The sequence below is a fragment of the Caballeronia choica genome, from assembly GCF_001544535.1.
Taxonomy (GTDB): Bacteria; Pseudomonadota; Gammaproteobacteria; order Burkholderiales; family Burkholderiaceae; genus Caballeronia; species Caballeronia choica.
Genome location: NZ_FCON02000016.1, coordinates 54,125 through 77,498, shown reverse-complemented (window position 1 = coordinate 77,498; position 23,374 = coordinate 54,125). Strand labels below are relative to the sequence as shown.

Sequence of the window (23,374 nt, the reverse complement as noted above, 5' to 3'; positions counted from 1 at the left end):
AACCTTCTTCTTCTCCGTCCCCGACCATGCTCGCCGCCGATCTCCATTCGTTTGCGACGCGCGTGCGTGAGAACGCACCGCTCGTCCACTGCCTGACGAATCTCGTCGTCACCAACTTCACGGCGAACGTGCTGCTCGCGATCGGCGCCGCGCCCGCGATGGTCGTCGCGCGCGAGGAAGCCGGCGAGTTCGCGCGCATCGCGAATGCGCTGTCGGTGAACCTCGGCACGCTCGACGTACCGCAATCGAAGGCGATCCGCATCGCCGTCGATGCCGCCAACGACGCCGGCAAACCGTGGGTGCTCGATCCGGTCGCGGTCGGCCCGCTCGCGTTTCGCACGGAGTTCGCGCTCGACCTGCTCGATGCCAAGCCCGCCGTGATTCGCGGCAACGCGTCGGAGATCATCAGCCTGTCGGGCGGCACGGCGAGCGGGCGCGGCGTGGACAGCACCGCCGCCACCGACGCCGCGCTCGACGCCGCGCAAATCCTCGCGCTGAAAACGCGGGCGACGGTCGCCGTGACGGGCGCGACCGACTACATCACCGATGGCCGGCGCACCGTCGCGCTGTCGAACGGCTCGCCGCTGATGACGCGCGTGACGGGCGTCGGCTGCGCGCTGTCGGCCACTGTCGCGGCGTTCGTCGGCGCGGCGAGCGGTCCGGACGACCACTGGATCGCGACCGTCGCGGCCGTCGCGTATTCGACGATCGCGGGCGAACTCGCCGCCCGCGATGCCGCGCTGCCCGGCAGTTTCGCCGTCGCGTACCTGGATCGGCTGGCCTCGCTCGATGCCGGCGCGTTCGCCGCGACGCTCGTCGCACGCGACCTCGCCGCGGGTTGACCGACATGCGTCCTGCTTTCGATCTCTCTCTCTACCTCGTGCTCGACCCGGTTCAGTGTGGCGGCCATCAAGCCTCGCTCGACGTCGCGCGCGCGGCGCTCGAAGGCGGCGCGACCGTCGTGCAATTGCGCGCGCCCGAGTGGCACAAGCGCGCATGGCTCGCCCTCGCGCTCGACCTGCTGCCGTTGACGCGCGCGGCCCGCGTGCCGCTCATCATCGACGATCACCTGGACATCGCGCTCGCCGCCGGAGCCGACGGCGTGCATGTCGGCCAGCGCGACCTGCCGGCCGATGTCGCACGCAGGCTGCTCGGGCCGGACGCGCTGATCGGACTGTCGGTGTCGCGAATCAGCGAGGTGGACAACGCCAACCATCTCGGCGATATCGTCGATTACCTCGGCGCCGGACCCGTGTTCGCGACGCCCACCAAGACCGACGCCTCCGCGCCCTGCGGCGTCGACGGACTCGCCGCGATGTGTTCGCAATCGCGTTATCCGACCGTGGCGATCGGCGGCATCCAGTTGCCGAACGCCGCCGATGTGATGCGCGCGCGGCCCGCGGGATTGGCCGTCGTCTCGGCGATCTGCAAGGCGGCGAGTCCACGCGATGCCGCCGCCCAATTGCGCGAGACCATCGCGCGCGCCCAACTCCAGCCCTAACGCCATGTCAGAGACCAGACCGATCCCCAACGTCCTCACCATCGCCGGCTCCGATTCGGGCGGCGGCGCGGGCATCCAGGCTGACCTGAAGGCGTTCTCGGCGCTCGGCGCGTACGGCTTGAGCGTCATCACGGCGCTGACCGCGCAAAACACGCGCGGCGTCACCGCGATCCACACGCCCGAGGCGGGCTTCGTGACCGCGCAGCTCGACGCCGTCTTCGACGACATCCGCATCGACGCCGTGAAGATCGGCATGCTCGCCAACGCCGGCATCGTGCGCGCGGTCGCTGAGGCGCTCGCGCGCCATCGGCCGGAACATGTCGTGCTCGACACGGTGATGATCTCGAAGAGCCACCACGCGCTGCTCGCGCCGGAAGCCGTCGCCGCGTTGCGCGACGAACTGCTGCCGCTGGCGACGCTCGTCACGCCGAACCTGCCGGAAGCGGCGGCGCTGCTGGATACGAAAAGCGCGACCGACGAAGACGCGATGGTCCGCCAGGGCGAAGCGCTCCTTGCACTCGGCGCGCGGGCGGTGCTGATGAAAGGCGGCCATCTGGATTCCGCCGACAGCCCCGACTGGCTCATCGAAAAAGGCGGGGCGCTGAGACTCGGCGGCGCGCGCGTGCCGCTGAAGAACACCCATGGCACCGGCTGCACGCTGTCATCGGCGATCGCGGCGCTGATTCCGCAAAGCGACAGCCTCGCGAGCGCCACGACTGAAGCCAAACGCTACCTGACGGGCGCAATCGAAAATAGCGCGCGGCTCGATGTCGGCCACGGCGTCGGGCCGGTGCATCACTTCTTCAGATGGTGGTGAGCGCGAACTCGCGCGCGCGATCGGGCCAGTCGTCGGGAACGATGAAGCCGCGCGACTGCTCGATCCACGTGCCGTTTTCGCCGCGCGCGTAGGCGGCGACCATCGTCGGCGAGGCCGCGTCTTGCAGGCGTTCGTGAATTGCCGCCGAGTGGGCGAGCAACGCGTCGGCATCGGCGACGGCCAGGCGTCGCGATGCCAGCCAGGCGAGGCGCGGCTGCACGACCCAGGCCCGGGCGGCAGCGGACGTGCCAGTCTCGCCCTGCGACGCCTGCGCACTCCACTCCGACGCCGTCAGCCACCATCCGCGCAAATGCGCGTCGCCGAGTTCGGGCGCGGGCCGCACGCATGCGTCGTGATCGTCGTGATAGAAGAGCCGCCCCTTGATGTATAACTGCGCCTCCCACGGCCCCTCGAACCCGAGCGACGCGAACTCCGCGCGCGAACTCAGCGCGAGCTGATGCGTGAGAAGTCGCATGTGCTTCAGGTCGAAGCGGTCCTGCAGGTTGGGGCCAACGTAGTCGGAAAGACGCGCCTGAGCACAGGAACCGTCGCCGATGTGCAGATAGAACTTCACGGCCAGTTCCCAATGCAGACGCGCGCCGCGCGCCGTGTGCAGCAGGAAGTCGCATTCGCCGATGGTCCGGCGCTGGTGGCGCAACGGCACGTTCGCCGCGACGAGTCCGGCGGCCGGTCCATGCGTCAGGAAGTATTCGAGCAGGCTTTCGGCGTAGAAGCCGAGCCGCGTCAGTTTCGGATTGCGCGCGCGTCCGTGCAGCGGGGCGGGATCGCGGTCGAGCGCGGCGAGCCAGGCGAGCGTGGCGGCGCGTTCCGGCTCCGACTCGAACGGAGTGGCGAGCGGTGCGCCCGCGTGGCTCGCGCGCAGCAGATCGGGCGAGAACAGCAGCCACGCGAGGTCGCGGACCGTGACGTCGTCGTAGGCGTCGACGAGACGGTCCACCTCGCGCGCCGGCCCCATCAGATGCCGCCCTGCGCGTCTCCCAGCGCCGCGAGCGACTCGCGATACGTCTTTTGCGCGAGACACAGGTCGGCCCACGCCTTCGCCTTGTCGGGCAGGCTGCGCAGCAGGTACGCGGGGTGATACGTGACGATCACCGGCACGCCCTCGTACCGATGCACGCGCCCGCGCAGCGACGCGATGCTCGCGTCGGTCTTCAGCAGGCTCTGCGCGGCGAAGCGGCCGAGCGCGACGATCACCTTCGGCTTGACGAGCGCCACCTGCCGCTGCAAATACGGCTCGCAACGCGCGACTTCATCGGGCTCCGGATTGCGGTTGCCGGGCGGGCGGCACTTGATCACATTCGCGATATAAACGTTCGAATCGCGCGCGAGCGTGACGGCGCGCAGCATGCTGTCGAGCAGCTTGCCCGCCTGCCCGACGAACGGCTCGCCCTGCTTGTCTTCGTTTTCTCCGGGCGCCTCGCCGATCAGCATCCAGTCGGCTTCGCGGTCGCCGACGCCGAACACGGTGTTCGTGCGGCGCTCGCACAGGCGACAGCGTTCGCAGGACGCGACGCGCGCGGCGAGCGTGTCCCAGTCGAGCGTGTGGATGTCGCCGGGGGCGTCGAGATCGGTGCGTGCCGTGGTCGGCGCGGGTTCGTCGTCGAGCCAGGGGAGTTCGTCGAAGGCGGGCTCCGCGATTGGGAGCGGTGGTTCGGGTTGTTGCGCGGACGGGTCGAGCGCTTGTGGGGGCTGGATCGGAGGCTCGGACGGGGGCGCGGATTTCGCGAGCGGCACCGCAGCGCGGCGTTCGGGCAACCTCGGGGCGTTCGGCGAAGAGGCGAAAGACTCCGGCTTCGCCGAGCCCGCTGCGGCGCCGGACGCGGCCGAATTCCCCGCGCGCTCCACGACCGGTACGGCTTGTTCCGCAGCAACCGCGTCGGCACCGACCGCTCCACTCGCCCGCCGCCGCACCCACACCGGCCCGAGCCCGAATTCTTCCAGCATCGATTCACGCAGCGCCATGCGCGCCCTCCTTCGAAAACGACAGACGCATGACGATTGCGTCCTCGCGCGACCGATGCCGCGCGGGGTAATAATTCTTGCGGCGTCCGATCGCGGAAAAGCCGAAGCGCTCGTAAAGCTGGATCGCGCGCGGATTCGACGGCCGCACCTCCAGCAAGACGCCGTCGAGCCTTTCGGCGCGCGCGATGCGCACGGCTTCGCGCAAGAGCGCGAGCCCGGCGCCGGCGTGCTGGGCTTGCGGCGCGACGCACAGATTGAGCAGATGCATTTCGTCGACGACCGGCATCAGCACGCAATAGCCGACCAGCGTCCCGGTCACATGGCGCATGCACACGCCGAAATAACCGTTTCTGAGCGAATCCTGGAAATTGCCGCGGCTCCACGGAAACTCGTAAGCGAGCTTCTCGATGGCGGCGACTTCATCGAGATCCGCCTCCGTCATCGAGGACAGATAGCGATCCGCCAACAGCACCCCGCTCACCGCACCGGCTCCTCGTGCTTGTCCTGCCTGCCTTGCGCGTCTTTCGCCGCGCGCGCTTCGAGGCGCTCGACGGTGGTCTGCGCGACCTTGTCGCGGATATATTCCGGCGCGGCCAGTTCGGGCGGCACGGTGCGACCGGCGCGCAGTCCGCGCAAACCGGCGAGCGCGACCGGCAACGCGTGCGGCAGCGCTTCGTAATCGACGCGAAAAGCCGCCGAAACCGCCGGCAGCCGTTCGCCGAAAGCCGCCGCGGCATTGCCCGCGAGCGTGAACGGCGCGTCCGGCAACACGAGCGCACCCGGCGCATCGAGCGACGCGGACCGGATCGTGCGCCAGTCGCCGGCGGCGGTGTCGAATTCGAAGTCGGCCCAGTAGACCTCGTCCATGCGGGCATCGAGCGCCGCAAGCACCCGCGACACCGACGGCTCGCGCAAACGCGCTAACTCCGCGCACGCGAGCAGGGTTCCGACCGGCACGACCGGCACGCCGAGCCCGAACGCAAGCCCTTGCGCCACACCCGTCGCGGTTCGCAGACCGGTGAACGAACCGGGGCCTGAGCCAAATGCGATTGCGGTGCAGTCGGAAAGCGCGAGACGCGCGTCATCGAAGAGTTCGCGGATGGCGGGCAACAGCCGCGTGCTCGACACCGCACCGGTCGCTTCGTGGCGCAGCCAGGTGTGGGTCGAAGCGGTGACGTGGTGCGCTGCGACGGCGTCCGTAGCAGGCGGTGCTTCGGCGAGCAGCAGCGCGACCGAACAGAATTCGGTCGAGGTATCGAGGGCTAACAGAACGGTGCGTGTCATAGGCGTCATTGTAATGCGGGACTTGCGCGTGTTCGGAGCATCCGACGCATTCGGCGAAGCTTCCCGCGAGCCGCCCGTCTGGAAGAAACCCTCGACAGCCGCGCCGGACCGGCTTGCTATGATCGTCGGCCTCAAAAATAGCAAAGAGATACAGGATGAGCGACATCGACGCACGATTCACCCAAGCCCAGACCGACGTCAAGAAGCTGGCCGAGCGCCCCGGCAACCTAACGCTGCTGCGCCTCTACGCGCTCTACAAGCAGGCCAGCACCGGCGACGCCCACGGCGACAAACCCGGTTTCGCCGATCTCGCCGGCAAATACAAGTACGAAGCGTGGGCGGCGCTGCAAGGCACGTCGCAAGACGACGCCAGGCGGCTTTACATCGAACTCGTCGAATCGCTGAAAAGCGGCGCTTCGGCCTGACCTTCGGGCCGGTGCGGACCCTCGCCGCACCGGCATTCGTCTTAATGTCTGGCGCAGTGCAACAAATTTCGATATACTGCCGTCTGCGCTTCACTGTGAACCGTGTGGTTCGGATCTCTCCGGAACCTTCCATGCACGCAGCGCAGCGTCTCGTAGCGTTTTGCTCCAATCCAGTTTAGAAACTGTCCCCTCCTTGCTAGGCCACTTCCGGCCTGTCATGCACCAGGCTGACGACAGCGCCCTCCCGGCCTGCCGTATCCGATACAGCTTCTAACAACAAAGCTCGCCTTCACTGTCGCGAGTTGCCCCCGTTTTTCGATTTGCTCGCTGCTTCTTCGCTCGCTGAATCCGACGACTTGGGTATGCCGATTGGCGCCAACGCCTCATTTCCCGTTTCAAGGATCGACATGACTTCGAGCAATACCCAAAGCCCGTTGGACACCATCGCAGCACAAGCACTCGGCACCGATACCCCCGCAGCACCGGCCGCGCCCGCAGTTCAGGCAGCGCCAGCAGTTCCCGAAGGCCCGAGCTTCGAATCGCTCGGCCTGTCCGCCGACATCGTTTCCGCCCTGACGGCCGCCGGCTATCAGGTCCCGACGCCCGTGCAGCAGCGCGCGATTCCCGCAGCGCTCGCCGGACGCGACCTCCTCGTTTCCAGCCCGACCGGTTCGGGCAAGACCGCCGCATTCATGCTGCCCGCCATCGAGCGCTTCTCGCAACTCGAAAAGCTGCAGGCATCGCAGCCGCGCGAACCGCGTGACCCGAACGGCCGCCCGGCGCGCCGCCAGCAGCCCGTCGCGCGCCCGAGCCTGCTCGTGCTCACGCCGACGCGCGAACTCGCGATGCAGGTCACGGCCGCCTCGACCACGTACGGCAAGCACTTGCGCCGTCTGCGCACCGTCAGCATTCTTGGCGGCGTCGCGTACGGCCAGCAATTGATGCTGCTCGCGAAGAACCCCGAAATCCTCGTCGCGACGCCGGGCCGTTTGCTCGACCACCTGGAGCGCGGCCGCATCGACCTGTCGAACCTGACGATGCTCGTGCTCGACGAAGCCGACCGCATGCTCGACATGGGCTTCATCGACGACATCGAGACGATCGTTGCCGCGACGCCGGCTTCGCGCCAGACGCTGCTGTTCTCGGCCACCATCGACGGCAAGATCAGCTCGCTGACCGGGCGTCTCCTGAAGGACCCGGAACGCATCGAGATCGTCCAGAAGCTCGAAGCGCGCAACAACATCGCGCAAACGGTGCATTACGTCGACGACCGCGATCACAAGGATCGCCTGCTCGACCACCTCTTGCGCGACGCCGAACTCGATCAGGCGATCGTGTTCACCGCGACCAAGAACGACGCCGACCAACTGGCGATTCGCCTTGCCGACGCCGGTTTCGAATCGGCCGCGCTGCACGGCGACCTGCCGCAAGGCGCGCGCAATCGCACGATCCGCGCACTGCGCGAGCGCCGTGTGCGCGTGCTGGTGGCGACCGACGTCGCGGCTCGCGGCATCGATATCCCTGGCGTCACGCACGTATTCAACTACGACCTGCCGAAGTTCGCCGAAGACTACGTGCACCGCATCGGCCGTACCGGCCGCGCGGGCCGCACGGGCACGGCGGTGAGCCTCGTGCATCACGCCGAGCAAGGCGCGCTGAAGCGCATCGAACGCTTCGTGCGCGCGCCGCTGGCGGTGAACGTCATCGCTGGCTTCGAGCCGCGCAAGTCGGCACCGGCCGGCGGCCGTGGCGGTTTCGCCGGTGGCCGTGGCCGTCCGGGCGGCGGTTCGACGGGTGGCCGCCGCTTTGGCAGCGGTAACGGCGGTGGCAATGGCGGCGGTGCCGGCAAGCCGGGCGGCTGGGGCAACAAGCCGGCGTCGGCTGGCGCGCGTGAAGGCGGCTACCGTGGCGGCAACAGCGACGGCGGCTATCGCGGCGGTTCGCGCGACGGCGGCAGCGGCTTCGGCGGCGGTTCGCGCGACGGCTACAGCACGCGTCGCAACGACGGCCCGCGTGCCCCGCGCCGCGGCAGCTAAGCCGTTCGCGTCATGCACCAGGGCGATGCGTCGCCCTCCGGTCGCAGTGTTTAAAAAAACCGATGCCTCGCGCATCGGTTTTTTTTCGCCCATCCCTATATTTCACGATGTGGAAGGAAGTTTTGCGTCGCAAAAGAATCTGCTGCGCGGCACAACGCCGCAATTGCGACATAGAAAACGTCGTTTCTCATTACGAAATTTTATTTTCAAGTCGTTGAATATATTAATAAAAATATATCGACAAAAGCGTGAGACGGGACTACTTACGAAGGACGACTTTGCCTAGACTCTTATATAAGAGTTGAGCAAACGAAACGCCGCCATGCACCCGCATCGCACCACTATGCGGCGTCGCGCTCAAGTCATTCGGGACAGTTTCACCATCATTCGCCGGACCGCACAGTACTCAAGGAGAAACGCAATGTCACGTCAAGAACAAGCACAGCAACTCCAACTGCAATGGGACACCGATCCGCGCTGGAAAGGCATCAAGCGCACCTACACCGCCGAGGACGTCGTGCGTCTGCGCGGCTCGCTGCAGGTCGAGCACACGCTTGCCAAGCGCGGCGCCGAGAAACTGTGGGAAAGCGTCAATAACGAGCCGTTCGTCAACTCGCTCGGCGCGCTGACCGGCAACCAGGCGATGCAGCAGGTGAAGGCGGGTCTGAAGGCGATCTATCTGTCGGGCTGGCAGGTTGCGGGCGATGCCAACGTGGCAGGCGAAATGTATCCTGACCAGTCGCTGTATCCGGCGAACTCGGTGCCACTCGTCGTGAAGCGCATCAACAACACGCTCACGCGCGCCGACCAGATCCAGTGGTCCGAAGGCAAGAATCCGGGCGACGAAGGCTATATCGACTACTTCGCGCCGATCGTCGCCGACGCGGAAGCCGGCTTCGGCGGCGTCCTGAACGCGTTCGAACTGATGAAGGCGATGATCGAAGCCGGCGCCTCGGGCGTGCACTTCGAAGACCAACTGGCGTCGGTAAAGAAGTGCGGCCACATGGGCGGCAAGGTGCTCGTGCCGACCCGCGAGAACATCGCGAAGCTGACCGCCGCGCGCCTCGCCGCCGACGTCTGCGGCACGCCGACGGTCCTGCTCGCCCGCACGGACGCGGAAGCCGCCGACCTCGTGACCTCCGACATCGACGACAACGACAAGCCGTTCCTCACCGGCGAGCGCACGGTCGAGGGCTTCTATCGCACGCGTCCGGGCCTCGAGCAGGCGATCTCGCGCGGTCTCGCGTATTCGCCGTACGCCGACATGATCTGGTGCGAAACCGGCAAGCCAGACCTCGAGTTCGCGAAGCAATTCGCGGACGCGATCCACAAGGAATTCCCGGACCAACTGCTGTCGTACAACTGCTCGCCGTCGTTCAACTGGAAGAAGAACCTCGACGACGCGACGATCGCCAAGTTCCAGCGCGAACTCGGCGCGATGGGCTATAAGTTCCAGTTCATCACGCTCGCGGGCTTCCACGCGCTGAACTACTCGATGTTCAACCTCGCGCACGGCTATGCACGCAACCAGATGACCGCGTTCGTCGAAATGCAGCAGGCCGAGTTCGCGGCCGCCGAAAAGGGCTTCACCGCCGTCAAGCATCAGCGCGAAGTGGGCACGGGTTACTTCGACGCCGTCACGCAGACGGTGGAACGCGACGCATCGACGACCGCCCTGCACGGCTCGACCGAGGACGAGCAGTTCTTCGACAAGAAAGTCGCTTGATTCAGAAGGCGTAATCAGGGAGCGTAGTCAAGAAGGCGGCGGGCACGACCCGCCGCCAAAAAGAAAGCGCGCGGCCTGGATCCAGGCCGCGCGCTTTCTTTTGATACTGCGTTGACGCTATCGATAAACGATCACCGGAATCTTCGTGTGCGTGAGCACGCGCTGCGTTTCGCTGCCGATCAGGAGACTGCCGAGCCCGCGCCGTCCATGCGATGCCATCAGGATCACATCGCAACCGCCCGTCTCCGCCGCCTCGATGATGCCGATATACGGCGCGGAGTCGATGCTCGTCACGCTGTCGCAGGTGACGCCCGCCTGCTGCGCAGCCAGTTCGACCGCACGCAGGTGCTCGCGCGCCTCGGCTTCGGCGCGCGCGTGGAAGTCGTCGGGCGGCTCGACGGCGACATCCGCGAACGGCGAGTACGGATACTGCGGCAGGCACGCATACGCGGTGATGCGCGCGCCGACGGATTGCGCCAGGTCGATCGCGCCATCGATTGCTTTTTGCGACAGCTCCGAGCCATCGGTCGGAACCAGGATGTGCTTGAACATGGCGTCCTCCTACGAACGTCGTTTGCGCTATTTCATTGTAGTAACGCGATGGCTCATCCAGTGACCGATCAGCCCCAATATCCAGGAGCGCTGTACGTATGCTTGAGCAAGTCGAGGAAAAGCCTCACGCGCAACGGCAAATGGCGGCGTTGCGGAAACACTGCGTGAATGCCGATCGGCGGCGCGGCGAAATCGTCGAGCACGCTCGTGAGGCGGCCCGCCGCGATATCGTCGCCGACTTCCCACCACGAGCGCCACGCCAGGCCGTATCCCGCGAGGCACCATTCGTGCAGCACGGCGCCGTCGGAGCACTCCATCGTCCCGGAGACCTTGATCGTCACGACCCGTCCGTCCTGCTGGAACATCCAGCCGCGCTGCTGATTCGCCGATGCGCCGAGCGCGAGGCAGTTGTGGCCGCCCAGCGCGGCGAGGTTGGCGGGCTTGCCGCGCTTCGCCAGATAGGCGGGCGAACCGACGCACACGCGCCGGTTTTCGCCGAGCTTGAGCGACACCAGCGACGAATCCGGCAACTCGCCGAGCCGCACCGCGCAATCGAAACCTTCGTTGACGAGATCGACCATGCGGTCGGTCAGGTCGAGCGAAATCGAGACGTCGGGATGCTGCTTCGTGAATTCCGGAACGAGCGCGGCGACATGGCGCCGCCCGAAGCCCGCCGGCGCCGACACCCGCAGGTGGCCGCTCGCCTTCACGCCGCCCGCCGAGACGCTCGCCTCGGCGTTCTGCATGTCGTTGATGACACGCAGGCAGTCTTCGAGGAACGCCGAGCCTTCGAAGGTCAGCGTGATCCGGCGCGTCGTGCGCACGAGGAGCTTCACGCCGAGCCGTTCCTCGAGCGCATCGAGCCGGCGGCCGATCACGGCCGGCGCGACGCCCTCGGCCTGCGCCGCCGCCGACAGGCTTCCCTTCGCCGCGACGGCGGCGAAAGTCTCGATTTGCTTGAAGCGATCCATGCGCGATGGTCCTTTTTCCAAGGTCGACGCGCACAGATTAGGTGTGAAAAAGTAAAAGATCAAGTGATGTTCCCAATCTTTGCACTCACACAGATCACGAATACAATCGATCCGACCTCTGAATGGAGCGCACGGCTATGTCGGCCATAACGACACACCCGACAACTTCCCCTCCTCGCGCGGTGATCTTCGACGCCTACGGCACGCTGTTCGACGTGCATTCGGTCGTCGCTGCCGCCGAGCAATTGTTTCCCGGTCACGGCGATGCGCTCTCGCAGTTGTGGCGCCAGAAGCAGATCGAGTACACGCAGTTGCGCACGCTCGCCGATCCGTCCGGCGGTCTTTACGAGCCGTTCTGGGCGATCACGCTCGACGCGCTGCGCTTCGCGGCAACCCGACTCAATCTCGCCGACGCACTCTCGCCCGCCGCCGAAAAGCGCCTGATGGACGAATACGCGTGTCTGTCCGCGTTCCCCGATACCGTCGCCGCGCTGAAGGCCCTGCGCGAGCGCACGCAGTGCCGGCTCGCGATCCTGTCGAACGGCAATCCGCAAATGCTCGACATCGCCGTGAAAAGCGCCGGCATGACAGGGCTCTTCGATCACGTACTGTCCGTCGACTCCGTGCGCGTCTACAAGCCGGCGCCCGCTGCGTATGCACTCGGCACGCAGGCGTTCGGCGCGGCGGCGCCCGAGCTGGTGTTCGTTTCGTCGAATGGCTGGGATGTCGCCGGCGCGACATGGTTCGGCTACACGACGTTCTGGATCAATCGCGCCGCCCTCCCCGCCGAGGAACTCGGCATCGCACCGCGCGGCGCCGGCCGCGGCATGGCCGATTTGCTGGCCTTTATCGCCGGCGGCTGCCGGCAACAGGAATTCCCCGCCCCGTTAAAACGCCCGAACCGCATGCGCCACAGCCCTGGCGTCTGACCTTCCTCAACCCTTTGCGCCACAAGCAAACCGTCTGACCGACCAAGGAGAAAATCAATGGCCAACACGCTCAACTCGCTGGATCTTCCGAAAGGCATGGCCATCACGGCCGGCATCAAGCCCGGCTACGAGACCATCCTGACCCGCGAGGCGCTCGACCTCGTCGCGACGCTGCACCGGCAGTTCGAGCCGCGCCGCCAGCAACTGCTCGCGGCACGCGTCGAGCGCACGAAGCGGCTCGATGCCGGCGAGCGTCCCGATTTCCTGCCGGAAACGAAGTCGATCCGCGAAGGCGACTGGAAGATCGCGCCCTTGCCGCGCTCGCTGGAACGACGTCGCGTGGAAATCACCGGCCCGGTCGAGCGCAAGATGATCATCAACGCGCTGAATTCCGGCGCCGACGCCTACATGAGCGACTTCGAGGATTCGAACACGCCGAACTGGGACAACCAGTTGACCGGCCATCTGAACCTCAAGGAAGCCGTGCGCGGCACGATCTCGCTGGAACAGAACGGCAAGTCGTACAAGCTCAACGACACGATCGCGACGCTGATCATGCGCCCGCGCGGCTGGCATCTCGACGAGAAGCACGTGACGGTCGACGGCCAGCGCGTCTCCGGCGGCATCTTCGATTTCGCGCTGTTCCTGTTTCACAACGCGAAGGAACAGCTTGCGCGCGGCGCCGGCCCGTTCTTCTATCTGCCGAAGCTGGAAAGCCATCTGGAAGCGCGCCTGTGGAACGAGATCTTCGTCGCGGCGCAGGAGCGGGTTGGCGTGCCGCGCGGCTCGATTCGCGCGACCGTGCTCGTCGAAACGATTCTCGCCGCCTTCGAAATGGACGAGATCCTGTATGAATTGCGCGAACACAGCTCGGGGCTGAATGCCGGCCGCTGGGATTACATCTTCTCGGCGATCAAGAAGTTCAAGAGCGATCCGGACTTCTGTCTCGCCGACCGCGCGAAGATCACGATGACCGTGCCTTTCATGCGCGCCTACGCGCTGAAACTGCTGAAGACGTGCCACAAGCGCCAGGCGCCGGCGATCGGCGGCATGAGCGCGCTGATTCCGATCAAGAACGATCCGGCGGCAAACGACCGCGCGATGGGCGGCGTGCGCTCCGACAAGGCGCGCGATGCCGCCGACGGCTACGACGGCGGCTGGGTCGCGCATCCCGGGCTCGTGCCGATCGCGATGGAAGAGTTCGTGAAGGTGCTCGGCGACAAGCCGAACCAGATCGCGAAGCAGCGCCCCGACGTGCAGGTGACGGCAAAGGACCTGCTCGACTTCCGCCCTGAAGAGCCGATCACCGAAGCGGGCGTGCGCAACAACATCAACGTCGGCGTTCACTATCTCGGTTCGTGGCTGACGGGCAATGGCTGCGTGCCGATCCACAACCTGATGGAAGACGCGGCGACCGCGGAAATCTCGCGCTCGCAGGTGTGGCAGTGGATTCGCTCGCCGAAGGGCAAGCTCGACGACGGCCGCAAGGTTACCGCCGAGATGGTGCGGGGCTTCACCATCGACGAGTTGGAGAAGGTCAAGCTCGCCGTCGGCGGCGATACGAAGCCTTATGAACGTGCAGCGAAGATCTTCGAAGCGATGTCGACGTCGGAGAATTTCACCGAGTTCCTGACGCTGCCGCTTTACGAAGAGATTTGAGCGCCGTCTACCGGCTCAGGTGAACACAGGCCGCTCCGCTGTAGGGAGCGGACTTTTGATTTTGCTTTACTTTGCAAGACCCACGCGATGCTCGACCCAGTCGCCGCCCTTGATGCGCGGCAGGCCGTCGACCGAATGCGCGGCCACCGGGTACATCAGGCAGTCGACGCCATGCTCGGCGCCTTGCACATCCAACGTCACGTGCAGACGATGCGGCCGGAACAGCCCTTCCACGCCCGGATAAACCTCTTCGATCTCATCGAGCACGGGCACGAGCGAATCGTCGATCCGATAGACGTCGCCGCGGATCGGCTCGCCCTCGGGATCGATCACGAGTCCCGGATAGCGGCCGAAGTCGAACAGCCGTCCGGTCACATACGCCACGCCGAGCCGCTGCGGCAGCGGGATGCCGTGCCGTTCGGCCGCGCGATTGATGTCGTTGATCTCGCCGGCCCGCAGCGTGCCGTAGATGAATACATGTTGCATCGATGAATACTCCGTCTCAATGATCCCCAGCGGCGCATTATGCCGATTCAAATTACCATCGGGCTTTAGGGCGCCCGAACTTCTTCTCTTCTTCTCGAATGAGACCTTCCGCTGAACCGCGCGTGCCGGATGAAACCGTCGAGGATCTCGACATCCCCGTCGAGCACTCGCCGACGCACGCGCATCCGATCCGCGTGCGCGCCCGCCCGGTGCCCGCCGGCGTGCGGATCGCGCTGCACGTGCATCCGTGGGCGCAGCTCGCGTACACGACGCGCGGCGTGCTGCGCGTCGCCACCGCCGACTCGACGTGGATGGTGCCGCCGTCGCGCGCGATCTGGGTGCCGCCGAACGTGACGCACGAGGTGGTGATCGTCGAGGACGCTTACTTGCGCACGCTCTATCTCGACGCAAGCGTCGTGCCGCCGGGCCTCGATGCGTGTCGCGTGGTGGAGGTGTCGCCGCTCTTGCGGGAAGTGATCGCCGCCCTCGACGACAATACCGTCCCGCGTCCTCGCGAACGGCTGCTCGGCACGCTCGCGCTCGATGAAATCACGCGCTCGCAGCCGCTGCCGCTTTCGGTGCCGATGCCCGAGGAGAAGCGCCTGCGCGCGCTCTGCGAAGCCGTGCTCGCCGACCCGGCGCACGCCGACTCGCTCGAACGCTGGGCGGCCGAAGCGGGTGCCAGCACGCGCACCATCGCGCGGCTCTTTCGGCGCGAACTGGGCGTGAGCTTTTCGCAGTGGCGCCAGCAGGCGGTCCTCGCGCGCGCCATCCCGCTGCTGAGCGCCGGGCGGCCGCTCGCGCAGGTCGCACGCGAACTCGGCTATCAGAGCCAGAGTGCATTCTCCGCGATGTTCCGGCGCGCGTTCGGCGAGAGCCCGCGGGCGTTTTTCGTGCGCGACGGCCGTTACGGGACAGACGAAATCCAACCGGAAGACGCCGTGTGACGCGGCATCAGACGCGCCGCGCCATATGGCGGATGGCGCCCAGCTGCGCGAGCCGCGAACCCGCCGGCCGATAACCCATGCGGATATAGAGCCGCGCCGCCGGATTGTCGACGAATACGCGCAACTGGCACTCCGCAAGCCCGCGGGCGCGCGCCCATCGATGCGCGGTGTTCAGCAGGAAGGTGCCGGCGCCGTGCCCGCGCCATCCTTCGGCGATTTGCACGTCGCGGATATGCAGCGAATCGTTTTCCTCGGTCACGCGCATCACACCGATCGGCACGCCGTCGGCTTCGAGGACGAAATTCTCGGATTCGCGCCAGCTGCACAGGAACAAATCGCCACGCCAGACGAGATTATGTCGACGGTAATAGCCGTCCATGTTCCGGTGCGTGAGCGTTTCGGCGAAGGGAAAATCGTCCATCGTCGCCTGGCGCAATTGATACAGCGAGAGATCTTCTGTGGGATCGAGCATTGCGCAGGTCGAGGGCACGGAATCAAGTGCCTTAACACTAAGTCAGAGCGGAGAGGCTGGCAATGGAGAGTTTTACGAAAAGCGCTTTTCGTAAAATCCGGTATGACGCGGGAGGAAACGCGATTGAAACAGCGGGCGAAAAAAAATCCAGCGCGTGGCTGGATTCTTGATACTTTGTGCTGGCGGAGCGGACGGGACTCGAACCCGCGACCCCCGGCGTGACAGGCCGGTATTCTAACCAACTGAACTACCGCTCCAGCGCTTTGCATCGACATGCGGCGCTGATGGCAACCGCGATGTTCTGGCGTCCCCTAGGGGATTCGAACCCCTGTACTCACCGTGAAAGGGTGATGTCCTAGGCCTCTAGACGAAGGGGACAGGAAAACTTTCGTGGCCCTGCGGCGAAAAAAAACCGGCTCATCAGCCGGATTCTTTGCACTTGCGAGGCTTGTTGGCGGAGCGGACGGGACTCGAACCCGCGACCCCCGGCGTGACAGGCCGGTATTCTAACCAACTGAACTACCGCTCCAGCGCTTTGCATCGACATGCGGCGCTGATGGCAACCGCGATGTTTTGGCGTCCCCTAGGGGATTCGAACCCCTGTACTCACCGTGAAAGGGTGATGTCCTAGGCCTCTAGACGAAGGGGACAGAAACTTGGGTAAATCTCTGTCTTGCTACTTTCTTCGCTTAACTCTTCTACTGCCGCAGCGAAGACCGAAATTCTATACAGCTTTTTGATGCTTGTGAAGTCTTTTTTGCGATGCCAGAAACTCGTCGAGGCGTTGCGGAAAGACTCTCCAAACCGTTCTGTGGTGGAGGTAAGCGGGATCGAACCGCTGACCTCTTGCATGCCATGCAAGCGCTCTCCCAGCTGAGCTATACCCCCTTGCAGAACAGAAACGAGATTCTAAAGGGCGCTTTAGAAGTTGTAAATACCTTTGGACGCCCAGTCTGAAAATTTTTTGTTCTCGTGGCCGGTTCTCACGCAATCGCTGCGAACTCGCATCCGCAACGACGCGATTGCGTTACCCCGAGGCTTTTTCGAGGCGAGCCAGCACGGTCTCACGGCCGAACAACATGAGCACCGCATCGATCGACGGCGTGTGAGTCGTGCCCGCGACAAGCAGGCGCACCGGCATCGCGAGTTGCGGCATCTTGAACTTGTGCGCCGCCAGCGTCGATTTGAACGCGGCAGAGATCGCTTCCTTGCTCCATTCGACTTCCGCGAGCGCCGCACGCAAATCGGCCAGCGCCGGGCGCACCGCGTCGGTGACATGCTGCGCGAAAGCGTCCGGCTCGATGACCGGCTCCTGGTAGAACATCGCGGCGTTCCCGGCGATTTCCTTTACGGTCGAGGCACGGTCCTTCAGCAACGCGATCACCAGTTCGAGCGGCGCGCCCTGCTCGGTCGCGGCTGCATCGATGCCGAGTTCCGTCAGAAACGGCTTGGCGAGCGTCGCGAGGCGCGCGTTATCGGCTTCCTTGATGTAGTGCGCGTTCAGCCAGTTGAGCTTGTCGTGGTCGTATTGCGCCGGCGACTTGCCGAGATGGTCGAGATCGAACCATTCGACGAACTGCTCGCGCGAGAAAATCTCGGCGTCGCCATGCGACCAGCCGAGGCGCGCAAGGTAGTTCAACACCGCTTCCGGCAGATAACCGGCATCGCGATAACCCGTCACGCTCATCGCGCCGTGGCGCTTGCTCATCTTCTCGCCCTGCTCGTTCAGCACGGTCGGCAGGTGCGCATAGACCGGCACCTCGCCGCCGAGCGCGCGCAGGATGTTGATCTGGCGCGGCGTGTTGTTCACGTGATCGTCGCCGCGAATGACGTGGGTGATCTGCATGTCCAGATCATCGACGACCACGCAGAAGTTGTAGGTCGGCGTGCCGTCAGGACGCGCGATCACGAGGTCGTCGAGTTCCTCGTTCGAGATCTCGACCGTGCCCTTCACGGCGTCGTCCCAGCTCACCACGCCGCCCAGCGGATTGCGAAAGCGCACGACGGGCTTGACGCCCTCGGGCACCGCCGGCAGCGTCTTGCCCGGCTCGGGGCGCCACGTGCCGTCGTAGCGCGGCTTCTCGCCGGCCGCGCGCTGGCGTTCGCGCAACGCGTCGAGTTCTTCCGTCGACATGTAGCAGTGATACGCCAGGCCCTTTTCGAGCATTTGCGCCACGACTTCGCGATAGCGGTCCATCCGCTGCATCTGGTAGAACGGGCCTTCGTCGAAATCGAGGCTGAGCCATTCCATGCCTTCGAGGATCGCGTCGACGGAGGCGTCGGTGGAACGCTCGACATCGGTGTCTTCGATGCGCAGTACGAAAGTGCCCTTCATCTTGCGCGCGAACGCCCACGGGTAGAGCGCGGAGCGGATGTTGCCGAGATGGATGAAACCGGTCGGGCTCGGGGCGAAGCGGGTGCGGACTTGCGTGGTCATTGGCGTTTTTACTCGATGGCGGAATGCGCTCGCGGTTCAGGGCCGCCGGCAGCCGGTTCGCGGCGACCGGGTTTAAGGCCACCTTAAGCGGAGCAGGTCAGACTGCGCAGCCGGTGCGCGGCGTGCGAACGATGCGTCGGCGTTTCGGCGTTGCGCGCGGTTTCGATGAGTCCGGATTCGCGCGCCGCACGGCCGAACAAAATGAGACGGAATTATACTCGCCGCCCGGTTTCAACCGGCGCGGGCGCTGCGAGTTGCTTTATGATATGCGCGCCATTTTCAGGATGAACACGCGACGAACGGCCGAGAGCGGATGTGTCGCGCCCATGAGCCGGATCGCTCGATCAGCAGCGCCGCTGGAGAATTTATTGAAATCATCGCCCCCTCGCCTTTCACGCCGTGCGTTTTCGGTCGCGGCCGCATCGGCTGCGCTCGCTGCCTGCACCACGACCGGCAGTAGCGTCGTCAACAACAGCACGCCAACCGCCGCCGCAAGCCCGCCGCCGCTTAAAACCGAGCCGCCGCGCCAGCTTCGCGTGGGACTCGCGCTCGGCGGCGGCGCCGCGCGCGGCTTCGCGCATATCGGCGTGATCAAGGCGCTCGAGGCGCGTAATGTCCGCGTCGACTTGCTCGCCGGCACGAGCGCGGGATCGGTAATCGCAGCGCTTTCGGCGTCGGGCATGAACGGGATCGCGATCAACAAGCTCGCGCTGACGATGGACGAAGCGTCGATCAGCGACTGGGCGATGCCATTTCGCGCGCGCGGCATCCTGCAGGGCCTCGCGCTGCAGAACTATCTGAACAAGACGCTCGACAATCGTCCGATCGAAAAGATGGCGAAGCCGCTCGGCGTCGTCGCGACCGATCTCAGAAGCGGCCAGCCGATTCTCTTCCAGCGCGGCAATACCGGCATCGCCGTGCGGGCGTCGTGCAGCGTGCCGTCGATTTTCGAGCCGGTGAAGATCGGCGCGCACGAATACGTCGACGGCGGACTCGTGAGTCCGGTGCCCGCGGCATTCGCCCGCAAGATGGGCGCGGATTTCGTGATTGCCGTCGATATCTCCGCGCGGCCGGAGACGGCGCTCACGCAAAGCTCGTTCGACGTGCTGATGCAGACCTTCACGATCATGGGCCAGACGATCAAGGCCTACGAACTCGACAAATACGCCGACGTCGTGATCCGTCCGAACCTGGCCGCGATGAGCGGCAGCGATTTCGGGCAGCGAAACGCCGCGATTCTGGCCGGCGAAGAGGCCGTCGCGAAGATCTGGCCAGAGCTGCAGCGCCAGATGGCGGCGAAGGGCGCTGCCGTCTGAGTGGCAGCGCGTTGGCTTTTATCGAAACGATCCGACGTCGGCGGCTGACACGTTCGCTGCCTGACCGCCCCGCGTCGCGCGCAGGTAGTTCGCGAGTTAGGTGATTTCGGCGTCATCGAGACGGGTGGCGAACGCGGGCGTCGGCTGCTTGGTTTCGTGGCCGGTGAAGCGCTGCTCTTCGACGCCGCCGAGCATCGCCACAGGAGGCGCGCGAGCGGATCACAGGAGCACAAAAAGCCCGCCTTCTCGCGAAGGCGGGCTTTTTGCATTCTCACGCCGCTAGACGCGGCGGCGACGTGGCGGAAATCCCGCTTACTGATCGCCGCCGATGGTCGCGCTCACGCGCTGACGCAGGTCGTTTCCGTCCATCGGGAATGCTGCGTCGACGCGGCGGGCGCCGGTGTAGCGCTTTTCCCAATAACTGTTTTCCATGTCGTCGACCCGTATCGTGCTGCCGGTCGACGGCGAATGCACGAACTTGTTGTCGCCGATATAGATGCCGACGTGCGAGAACGAGCGGCGCATCGTATTGAAGAACACGAGGTCGCCGGGCTTCAGTTCGCTCACGCGAACCTTCTCGCCGACACGGCTCATTTCCTCGGCGCGGCGCGGCAAGGTCATGCCGAGCGTGTCCTGGAAGACGTAGCGCACGAAGCCGCTGCAGTCGAGGCCCGAATCCGGCGTGTCCCCGCCCCAGCGGTAACGCACGCCGATCATGTTCAACGCGCCGACGACAACGTCGCCCGCTTTGCTGGCCATGCCGGAGAGGAAGGATTTGGTACCGGAGGGAGCGGTGTTGCCCGAGTCGGCGACCGGGTAGATATCGTTTGCTCTTGACGACGAAAAAATGCCATTGCTGGCATTTTGGTTGGAATTGCTGACTTCGTCGGCGAATGCGCCGGAAGTTGCTGTCATCAGTAGGCCGATCAACATCCCGGCGGCGGCGCGCGCGCAGGTCTGAGTCAAGGTGATTGGCTGCATCGGTCGATAGTATTTGCGAAGAAAGGCTGAAAAATCAGAGGTATACGTAAAGTTTGGGTGATACTAGCTAGGAATTATTTGCCTGTCAAAAGGAATAGATAAAATCAATCACTCTTCGCACCTAATTGGTGAGAAGAGTGAGATTTAGGCTTGCAACGCCGCTTTCAGTAGTTTCCTAGTGTAGGCGTGCGATGGCGTCGAAAAAATCCTCTCGACATCGCCCGTTTCCACGATGAAACCGTTCTGCATCACCGCGACGCGATGCGCCATCGCGCCGATCACTTCGAGATCGTGGCTGATGAAAACGTAGCCGAGGTTGTACTTCTTTTGCAGGTCGGCGAGGAGCTTCAGGACCTGCATCTGGATCGATACGTCGAGCGCGCTGGTCGGTTCGTCGAGGATCAAAATGCGCGGTTCCAGCACGAGTGCGCGCGCGATCGCGATCCGCTGGCGCTGGCCGCCCGAGAATTCGTGCGGATACCGGTTGAGCGCGGTGCGGTCCATGCCGACTTCCCGCAGCACCGACACCACTTTCGCGTGACGCGCGGCGGCGCCGAGTTCGGGGCGATGCAGCGCGAGCCCCTCGCCGACGATCCGCTCGATCGTCTGCCGCGGCGACAGCGAGCTGTACGGGTCCTGGAACACGACCTGCATGTTCGAGCGCAGCACGGTTTTTTCGCGTCCGCGATAATCGCCGAGCGCCCTGCCCTGGAATTCCACCTTGCCTTGCGAAATGCGCTGCAGGCCGAGCAGCGCCATCGCGAGCGTCGATTTGCCCGAGCCCGATTCGCCGACGATGCCGAGCGTCTCGCCCTGCCGCACGGACACCGACACGCCGTCGACCGCCTTGAACGCGCCGCGCCGGAACCAGCCGGCGACGCCGGGAATTTTCGTCGAGTAGTCGACGGACACGTCCTTCGCATCGAGCAGCACCGGCGACAACGGCAGCACCGGCAGCACCGCGCGCTGCGGGCGGCTCTGCAGAAGACGCTGCGTATAGGGATGCTGCGGCGACGTGAAAATCGACTCCACCGTCCCGCTCTCGACGAGCAGGCCCTTCTCCATCACCGCGATGCGCTCGGCGAAGCGGCGCACGAGGTTCAGGTCGTGCGTGATCAGCAGCACGGCCATGCCGCGCTTCTCGGCTTCGTCGCGCTGCAACTCCAGCAGCAGGTCGACGATCTGCGCGCGGATCGTCACGTCGAGCGCGGTGGTCGGTTCGTCGGCGAGCAGCAGCCGCGGGCGGCATGCCAGCGCCATCGCGATCATCACGCGCTGGCGCTGGCCGCCCGACAACTGGTGCGGGTAGCTGTCGATGCGGCGCTCGGGCTCCGTGATGCCGGTGCGCGCGAGCAGGTCGATCGCGCGCTTCCTGGCATCGCGCGGCGACACGCCGTCGTGCAGCCGGATCGTCTCGACGATCTGGTCGCCGACCGTGTAGAGCGGGTTGAGCGCGGTCATCGGCTCCTGGAAGATCATCGCGATGTCGGAGCCGCGCAAGGCCCGCATCGCGCGCTCGCTCTTCGTGAGCAATTCGTCGCCGGCGAAGCGGACCGAGCCGGAAAGCTCGGCATCGCGCAGAAGGCGCAGGATCGACAGCGCCGTCACGCTCTTGCCCGAGCCGGATTCGCCGACGAGCGCCACGCGCTCGCCCGCTTCGATCGTGAGGCTGACATCGTCGACGGCGATGGTGTCGCCGAAGCGCACGCGCAGCTTGTCGATTTGCAGCAGCGGCACGCTCACTGGCCGCCTCCGGCCCGCACCGCATCGGCGATGCGCGCATCGAGCGCGTTGCGCAGCGCGTCGCCCATGAAGGTCAGGAGCAGCAACGTGGCGACCAGCACGCCGAAGGTCGACAGCGAGATCCACCACGCGTCGAGGTTCGCCTTGCCTTGTGCGAGCAGTTCGCCGAGCGACGGTGTCGGCGACGGCACGCCGAGGCCGAGAAAATCGAGGCTCGTGAGTGCGAGGATCGCGCCGCTCATCCGAAACGGCAGGAACGTGATGACGGGCGTGAGGCTGTTCGGCAGGACGTGACGCCAGATGATCTGCCAGTTCGACAGCCCCATCGCCCGCGCGGCGCGCACATAGTCCTGCATGCGATTGCGCAGGAACTCGGCGCGCACGTAATCCGACAAGCCGATCCAGCCGAACAGCGACAGCAGTATCACCAGCAGCAACAGGCTGGGCTCGAAGATCGACGCGAAGATGATCAGCAGGTAAAGCTCGGGCAGCGCGCTCCATATTTCGATCAGGCGCTGGCCGGTGATGTCGATCCTCCCGCCGAAGTAGCCCTGCACCGCGCCCGCGAGCACGCCGAGCACCGTGCCGATCGCGGTGAGCACGAGCGCGAACAGCACCGACACGCGAAAGCCGTACACGAGCCGCGCGAACACGTCGCGGCCGCGATCGTCGGTGCCGAGCCAGTTTTCGCGCGACGGCGGCGCCGGGTTCGAGCCCTTCGAGAAATAGTTGAGCGTGTCGTAGTAGTAGTGATTCGGCGGATACACCGCGAAGTTGCCCGGCGCGCTGAAGCGGTCGCGAATATACGGGTCGAGATAATCGGCGGGCGTCGGGAAGTCGCCGCCGAAGGTGGTTTCCGCGTAGGTCTTCACGAGCGGAAAGTAAAGCTGCCCCTGATAGCGCACGACGAGCGGCTTGTCGTTCGACCACAGCGGCCCTGCGAGACTGATCGCGAATGCGACGACGAACGCAATCAGGCTCCAGTAGCCGAGCCGATGCTGCCTGAAACGCAGCCAGACGCGACGTCCCGGCGTCATCGAGATGGGCGCGCGAAGCGGCTGCCCGTCGGAGTCGGCAGCGGTTCGTCGCGACGATGCGGCTCGGTTCAA

Annotated in this window: 22 protein-coding genes and 5 tRNA genes; 10 read left to right on the top strand and 17 right to left on the bottom strand. The window is 65.2% G+C overall.

What is annotated here, in order from left to right:
• Window positions 1–26: 26 nt before the first annotated feature.
• The 3 genes from thiM to thiD are packed head-to-tail and all read left to right on the top strand — an operon-like array spanning window position 27 to window position 2,318.
• The gene (gene thiM, locus AWB68_RS10195; protein ID WP_087644212.1) at window positions 27–842 is read left to right on the top strand and encodes a hydroxyethylthiazole kinase; all 816 of its coding nucleotides are present in this window, start codon (window positions 27–29) and stop codon (window positions 840–842) included.
• Window positions 843–847: 5 nt separating this feature from the next.
• Window positions 848–1,501, top strand: coding sequence for a thiamine phosphate synthase (thiE, locus tag AWB68_RS10190; RefSeq protein WP_087644211.1), 654 nt, complete (start codon window positions 848–850; stop codon window positions 1,499–1,501).
• 4 nt (window positions 1,502–1,505) lie between these two features.
• Window positions 1,506–2,318 (top strand): bifunctional hydroxymethylpyrimidine kinase/phosphomethylpyrimidine kinase, encoded by an 813-nt coding sequence (thiD, locus tag AWB68_RS10185; RefSeq protein WP_087644210.1) that lies wholly within the window; start codon window positions 1,506–1,508, stop codon window positions 2,316–2,318.
• Here the strand turns inward: thiD and AWB68_RS10180 are convergent.
• Genes AWB68_RS10180 through tsaB form a run of 4 tightly spaced genes read right to left on the bottom strand, consistent with a single transcriptional unit; the run spans window position 2,305 to window position 5,585 of the window.
• On the bottom strand, window positions 2,305–3,294 hold the full coding sequence (locus AWB68_RS10180) for a DUF1853 family protein (RefSeq protein WP_087644209.1): 990 nt from the start codon (window positions 3,292–3,294) through the stop codon (window positions 2,305–2,307). The genes thiD and AWB68_RS10180 overlap by 14 nt on opposite strands.
• Entirely contained in the window at window positions 3,294–4,301 is a 1,008-nt protein-coding gene (locus tag AWB68_RS10175; protein ID WP_087644208.1) for a uracil-DNA glycosylase, read from the bottom strand. Before AWB68_RS10175 ends, AWB68_RS10180 begins: the two co-directional genes overlap by 1 nt.
• Window positions 4,288–4,782 (bottom strand): ribosomal protein S18-alanine N-acetyltransferase, encoded by a 495-nt coding sequence (rimI, locus tag AWB68_RS10170; protein WP_087644207.1) that lies wholly within the window; start codon window positions 4,780–4,782, stop codon window positions 4,288–4,290. The genes AWB68_RS10175 and rimI overlap by 14 nt, the downstream gene beginning before the upstream one ends.
• Window positions 4,779–5,585, bottom strand: a complete 807-nt coding sequence (tsaB, locus tag AWB68_RS10165; protein ID WP_087644206.1) for a tRNA (adenosine(37)-N6)-threonylcarbamoyltransferase complex dimerization subunit type 1 TsaB — start codon at window positions 5,583–5,585, stop codon at window positions 4,779–4,781. The genes rimI and tsaB overlap by 4 nt, the downstream gene beginning before the upstream one ends.
• A gap of 155 nt (window positions 5,586–5,740) precedes the next feature.
• Here tsaB and AWB68_RS10160 point away from each other — a divergent pair, with 155 nt between their 5' ends.
• The 3 genes from AWB68_RS10160 to aceA all read left to right on the top strand — a co-directional run bounded on the left by AWB68_RS10160 (window position 5,741) and on the right by aceA (window position 9,772).
• Window positions 5,741–6,010 carry an acyl-CoA-binding protein gene (locus tag AWB68_RS10160; protein ID WP_087644205.1) on the top strand — a complete coding sequence of 90 codons (270 nt, stop codon included), beginning with the start codon at window positions 5,741–5,743 and terminating at the stop codon, window positions 6,008–6,010.
• A gap of 407 nt (window positions 6,011–6,417) precedes the next feature.
• On the top strand, window positions 6,418–8,046 hold the full coding sequence (locus tag AWB68_RS10155) for a DEAD/DEAH box helicase (RefSeq protein WP_087644204.1): 1,629 nt from the start codon (window positions 6,418–6,420) through the stop codon (window positions 8,044–8,046).
• 421 nt (window positions 8,047–8,467) lie between these two features.
• Complete coding sequence (gene aceA, locus AWB68_RS10150; protein WP_087644203.1) at window positions 8,468–9,772, top strand: isocitrate lyase; 1,305 nt, start codon at window positions 8,468–8,470, stop codon at window positions 9,770–9,772.
• 117 nt (window positions 9,773–9,889) lie between these two features.
• Here the strand turns inward: aceA and AWB68_RS10145 are convergent, their stop codons facing one another.
• Both AWB68_RS10145 and AWB68_RS10140 read right to left on the bottom strand, forming a co-directional pair.
• Window positions 9,890–10,324, bottom strand: a complete 435-nt coding sequence (locus AWB68_RS10145; RefSeq protein WP_087644202.1) for a universal stress protein — start codon at window positions 10,322–10,324, stop codon at window positions 9,890–9,892.
• A 68-nt stretch (window positions 10,325–10,392) separates the two neighbouring features.
• Window positions 10,393–11,295 (bottom strand): LysR family transcriptional regulator, encoded by a 903-nt coding sequence (locus AWB68_RS10140; RefSeq protein ID WP_087644201.1) that lies wholly within the window; start codon window positions 11,293–11,295, stop codon window positions 10,393–10,395.
• 137 nt (window positions 11,296–11,432) lie between these two features.
• Here AWB68_RS10140 and AWB68_RS10135 point away from each other — a divergent pair, with 137 nt between their 5' ends.
• Window positions 11,433–12,224, top strand: a complete 792-nt coding sequence (locus tag AWB68_RS10135) for a haloacid dehalogenase type II (protein ID WP_087644200.1) — start codon at window positions 11,433–11,435, stop codon at window positions 12,222–12,224.
• A gap of 57 nt (window positions 12,225–12,281) precedes the next feature.
• A complete protein-coding gene (gene aceB, locus AWB68_RS10130) occupies window positions 12,282–13,883 on the top strand; it encodes a malate synthase A (RefSeq protein ID WP_087644199.1) in 1,602 nt (533 codons plus the stop codon).
• A gap of 66 nt (window positions 13,884–13,949) precedes the next feature.
• Here aceB and AWB68_RS10125 read toward each other — a convergent pair whose 3' ends face one another.
• On the bottom strand, window positions 13,950–14,369 hold the full coding sequence (locus tag AWB68_RS10125; RefSeq protein WP_087644198.1) for a gamma-glutamylcyclotransferase family protein: 420 nt from the start codon (window positions 14,367–14,369) through the stop codon (window positions 13,950–13,952).
• Window positions 14,370–14,467: 98 nt separating this feature from the next.
• Between AWB68_RS10125 and AWB68_RS10120 the strand changes: the two genes are divergently transcribed.
• On the top strand, window positions 14,468–15,316 hold the full coding sequence (locus tag AWB68_RS10120) for an AraC family transcriptional regulator (protein ID WP_087644197.1): 849 nt from the start codon (window positions 14,468–14,470) through the stop codon (window positions 15,314–15,316).
• A gap of 7 nt (window positions 15,317–15,323) precedes the next feature.
• Here AWB68_RS10120 and AWB68_RS10115 read toward each other — a convergent pair whose 3' ends face one another.
• The 7 genes from AWB68_RS10115 to gltX all read right to left on the bottom strand — a co-directional run bounded on the left by AWB68_RS10115 (window position 15,324) and on the right by gltX (window position 18,225).
• Window positions 15,324–15,788 (bottom strand): GNAT family N-acetyltransferase, encoded by a 465-nt coding sequence (locus AWB68_RS10115; RefSeq protein ID WP_087644196.1) that lies wholly within the window; start codon window positions 15,786–15,788, stop codon window positions 15,324–15,326.
• Between the two features lie 180 nt (window positions 15,789–15,968).
• A tRNA-Asp gene (locus AWB68_RS10110) sits at window positions 15,969–16,045 on the bottom strand.
• Between the two features lie 45 nt (window positions 16,046–16,090).
• Window positions 16,091–16,166 (bottom strand) — tRNA-Glu (locus AWB68_RS10105).
• Window positions 16,167–16,240: 74 nt separating this feature from the next.
• Window positions 16,241–16,317 (bottom strand) — tRNA-Asp (locus tag AWB68_RS10100).
• A gap of 45 nt (window positions 16,318–16,362) precedes the next feature.
• Window positions 16,363–16,438, bottom strand: a tRNA-Glu gene (locus AWB68_RS10095).
• Between the two features lie 162 nt (window positions 16,439–16,600).
• Window positions 16,601–16,676, bottom strand: a tRNA-Ala gene (locus AWB68_RS10090).
• 139 nt (window positions 16,677–16,815) lie between these two features.
• Window positions 16,816–18,225 (bottom strand): glutamate--tRNA ligase, encoded by a 1,410-nt coding sequence (gltX, locus tag AWB68_RS10085; RefSeq protein ID WP_087644195.1) that lies wholly within the window; start codon window positions 18,223–18,225, stop codon window positions 16,816–16,818.
• A gap of 326 nt (window positions 18,226–18,551) precedes the next feature.
• On the opposite strand from gltX, the gene AWB68_RS10080 reads away from it, so the two are divergent.
• Entirely contained in the window at window positions 18,552–19,541 is a 990-nt protein-coding gene (locus tag AWB68_RS10080; protein WP_200828666.1) for a patatin-like phospholipase family protein, read from the top strand.
• A 312-nt stretch (window positions 19,542–19,853) separates the two neighbouring features.
• On the opposite strand, the gene AWB68_RS10075 is transcribed toward AWB68_RS10080, so the two are convergent.
• From AWB68_RS10075 to AWB68_RS10065, 3 genes are all read right to left on the bottom strand, one after another.
• Complete coding sequence (locus tag AWB68_RS10075) at window positions 19,854–20,522, bottom strand: C40 family peptidase (RefSeq protein WP_087644194.1); 669 nt, start codon at window positions 20,520–20,522, stop codon at window positions 19,854–19,856.
• A 144-nt stretch (window positions 20,523–20,666) separates the two neighbouring features.
• Window positions 20,667–22,265 (bottom strand): ABC transporter ATP-binding protein, encoded by a 1,599-nt coding sequence (locus AWB68_RS10070; protein ID WP_087644193.1) that lies wholly within the window; start codon window positions 22,263–22,265, stop codon window positions 20,667–20,669.
• A complete protein-coding gene (locus AWB68_RS10065) occupies window positions 22,262–23,374 on the bottom strand; it encodes an ABC transporter permease (protein WP_087644192.1) in 1,113 nt (370 codons plus the stop codon). Before AWB68_RS10065 ends, AWB68_RS10070 begins: the two co-directional genes overlap by 4 nt.

Excerpts from the sequence above, each read along its gene's own strand:
- thiM (WP_087644212.1), top strand. The coding sequence starts at position 27 with ATGCTCGCCGCCGATCTCCATTCGTTTGCGACGCGCGTGCGTGAGAAC.
- thiE (WP_087644211.1), top strand. The coding sequence starts at position 848 with ATGCGTCCTGCTTTCGATCTCTCTCTCTACCTCGTGCTCGACCCGGTT.
- thiD (WP_087644210.1), top strand. The coding sequence starts at position 1,506 with ATGTCAGAGACCAGACCGATCCCCAACGTCCTCACCATCGCCGGCTCC.
- AWB68_RS10180 (WP_087644209.1), bottom strand. The coding sequence starts at position 3,294 with ATGGGGCCGGCGCGCGAGGTGGACCGTCTCGTCGACGCCTACGACGAC.
- AWB68_RS10175 (WP_087644208.1), bottom strand. The coding sequence starts at position 4,301 with ATGGCGCTGCGTGAATCGATGCTGGAAGAATTCGGGCTCGGGCCGGTG.
- tsaB (WP_087644206.1), bottom strand. The coding sequence starts at position 5,585 with ATGACACGCACCGTTCTGTTAGCCCTCGATACCTCGACCGAATTCTGT.
- AWB68_RS10160 (WP_087644205.1), top strand. The coding sequence starts at position 5,741 with ATGAGCGACATCGACGCACGATTCACCCAAGCCCAGACCGACGTCAAG.
- AWB68_RS10155 (WP_087644204.1), top strand. The coding sequence starts at position 6,418 with ATGACTTCGAGCAATACCCAAAGCCCGTTGGACACCATCGCAGCACAA.
- aceA (WP_087644203.1), top strand. The coding sequence starts at position 8,468 with ATGTCACGTCAAGAACAAGCACAGCAACTCCAACTGCAATGGGACACC.
- AWB68_RS10145 (WP_087644202.1), bottom strand. The coding sequence starts at position 10,324 with ATGTTCAAGCACATCCTGGTTCCGACCGATGGCTCGGAGCTGTCGCAA.
- AWB68_RS10140 (WP_087644201.1), bottom strand. The coding sequence starts at position 11,295 with ATGGATCGCTTCAAGCAAATCGAGACTTTCGCCGCCGTCGCGGCGAAG.
- AWB68_RS10135 (WP_087644200.1), top strand. The coding sequence starts at position 11,433 with ATGTCGGCCATAACGACACACCCGACAACTTCCCCTCCTCGCGCGGTG.
- aceB (WP_087644199.1), top strand. The coding sequence starts at position 12,282 with ATGGCCAACACGCTCAACTCGCTGGATCTTCCGAAAGGCATGGCCATC.
- AWB68_RS10125 (WP_087644198.1), bottom strand. The coding sequence starts at position 14,369 with ATGCAACATGTATTCATCTACGGCACGCTGCGGGCCGGCGAGATCAAC.
- AWB68_RS10120 (WP_087644197.1), top strand. The coding sequence starts at position 14,468 with ATGAGACCTTCCGCTGAACCGCGCGTGCCGGATGAAACCGTCGAGGAT.
- AWB68_RS10115 (WP_087644196.1), bottom strand. The coding sequence starts at position 15,788 with ATGCTCGATCCCACAGAAGATCTCTCGCTGTATCAATTGCGCCAGGCG.
- gltX (WP_087644195.1), bottom strand. The coding sequence starts at position 18,225 with ATGACCACGCAAGTCCGCACCCGCTTCGCCCCGAGCCCGACCGGTTTC.
- AWB68_RS10080 (WP_200828666.1), top strand. The coding sequence starts at position 18,552 with ATGAGCCGGATCGCTCGATCAGCAGCGCCGCTGGAGAATTTATTGAAA.
- AWB68_RS10075 (WP_087644194.1), bottom strand. The coding sequence starts at position 20,522 with ATGCAGCCAATCACCTTGACTCAGACCTGCGCGCGCGCCGCCGCCGGG.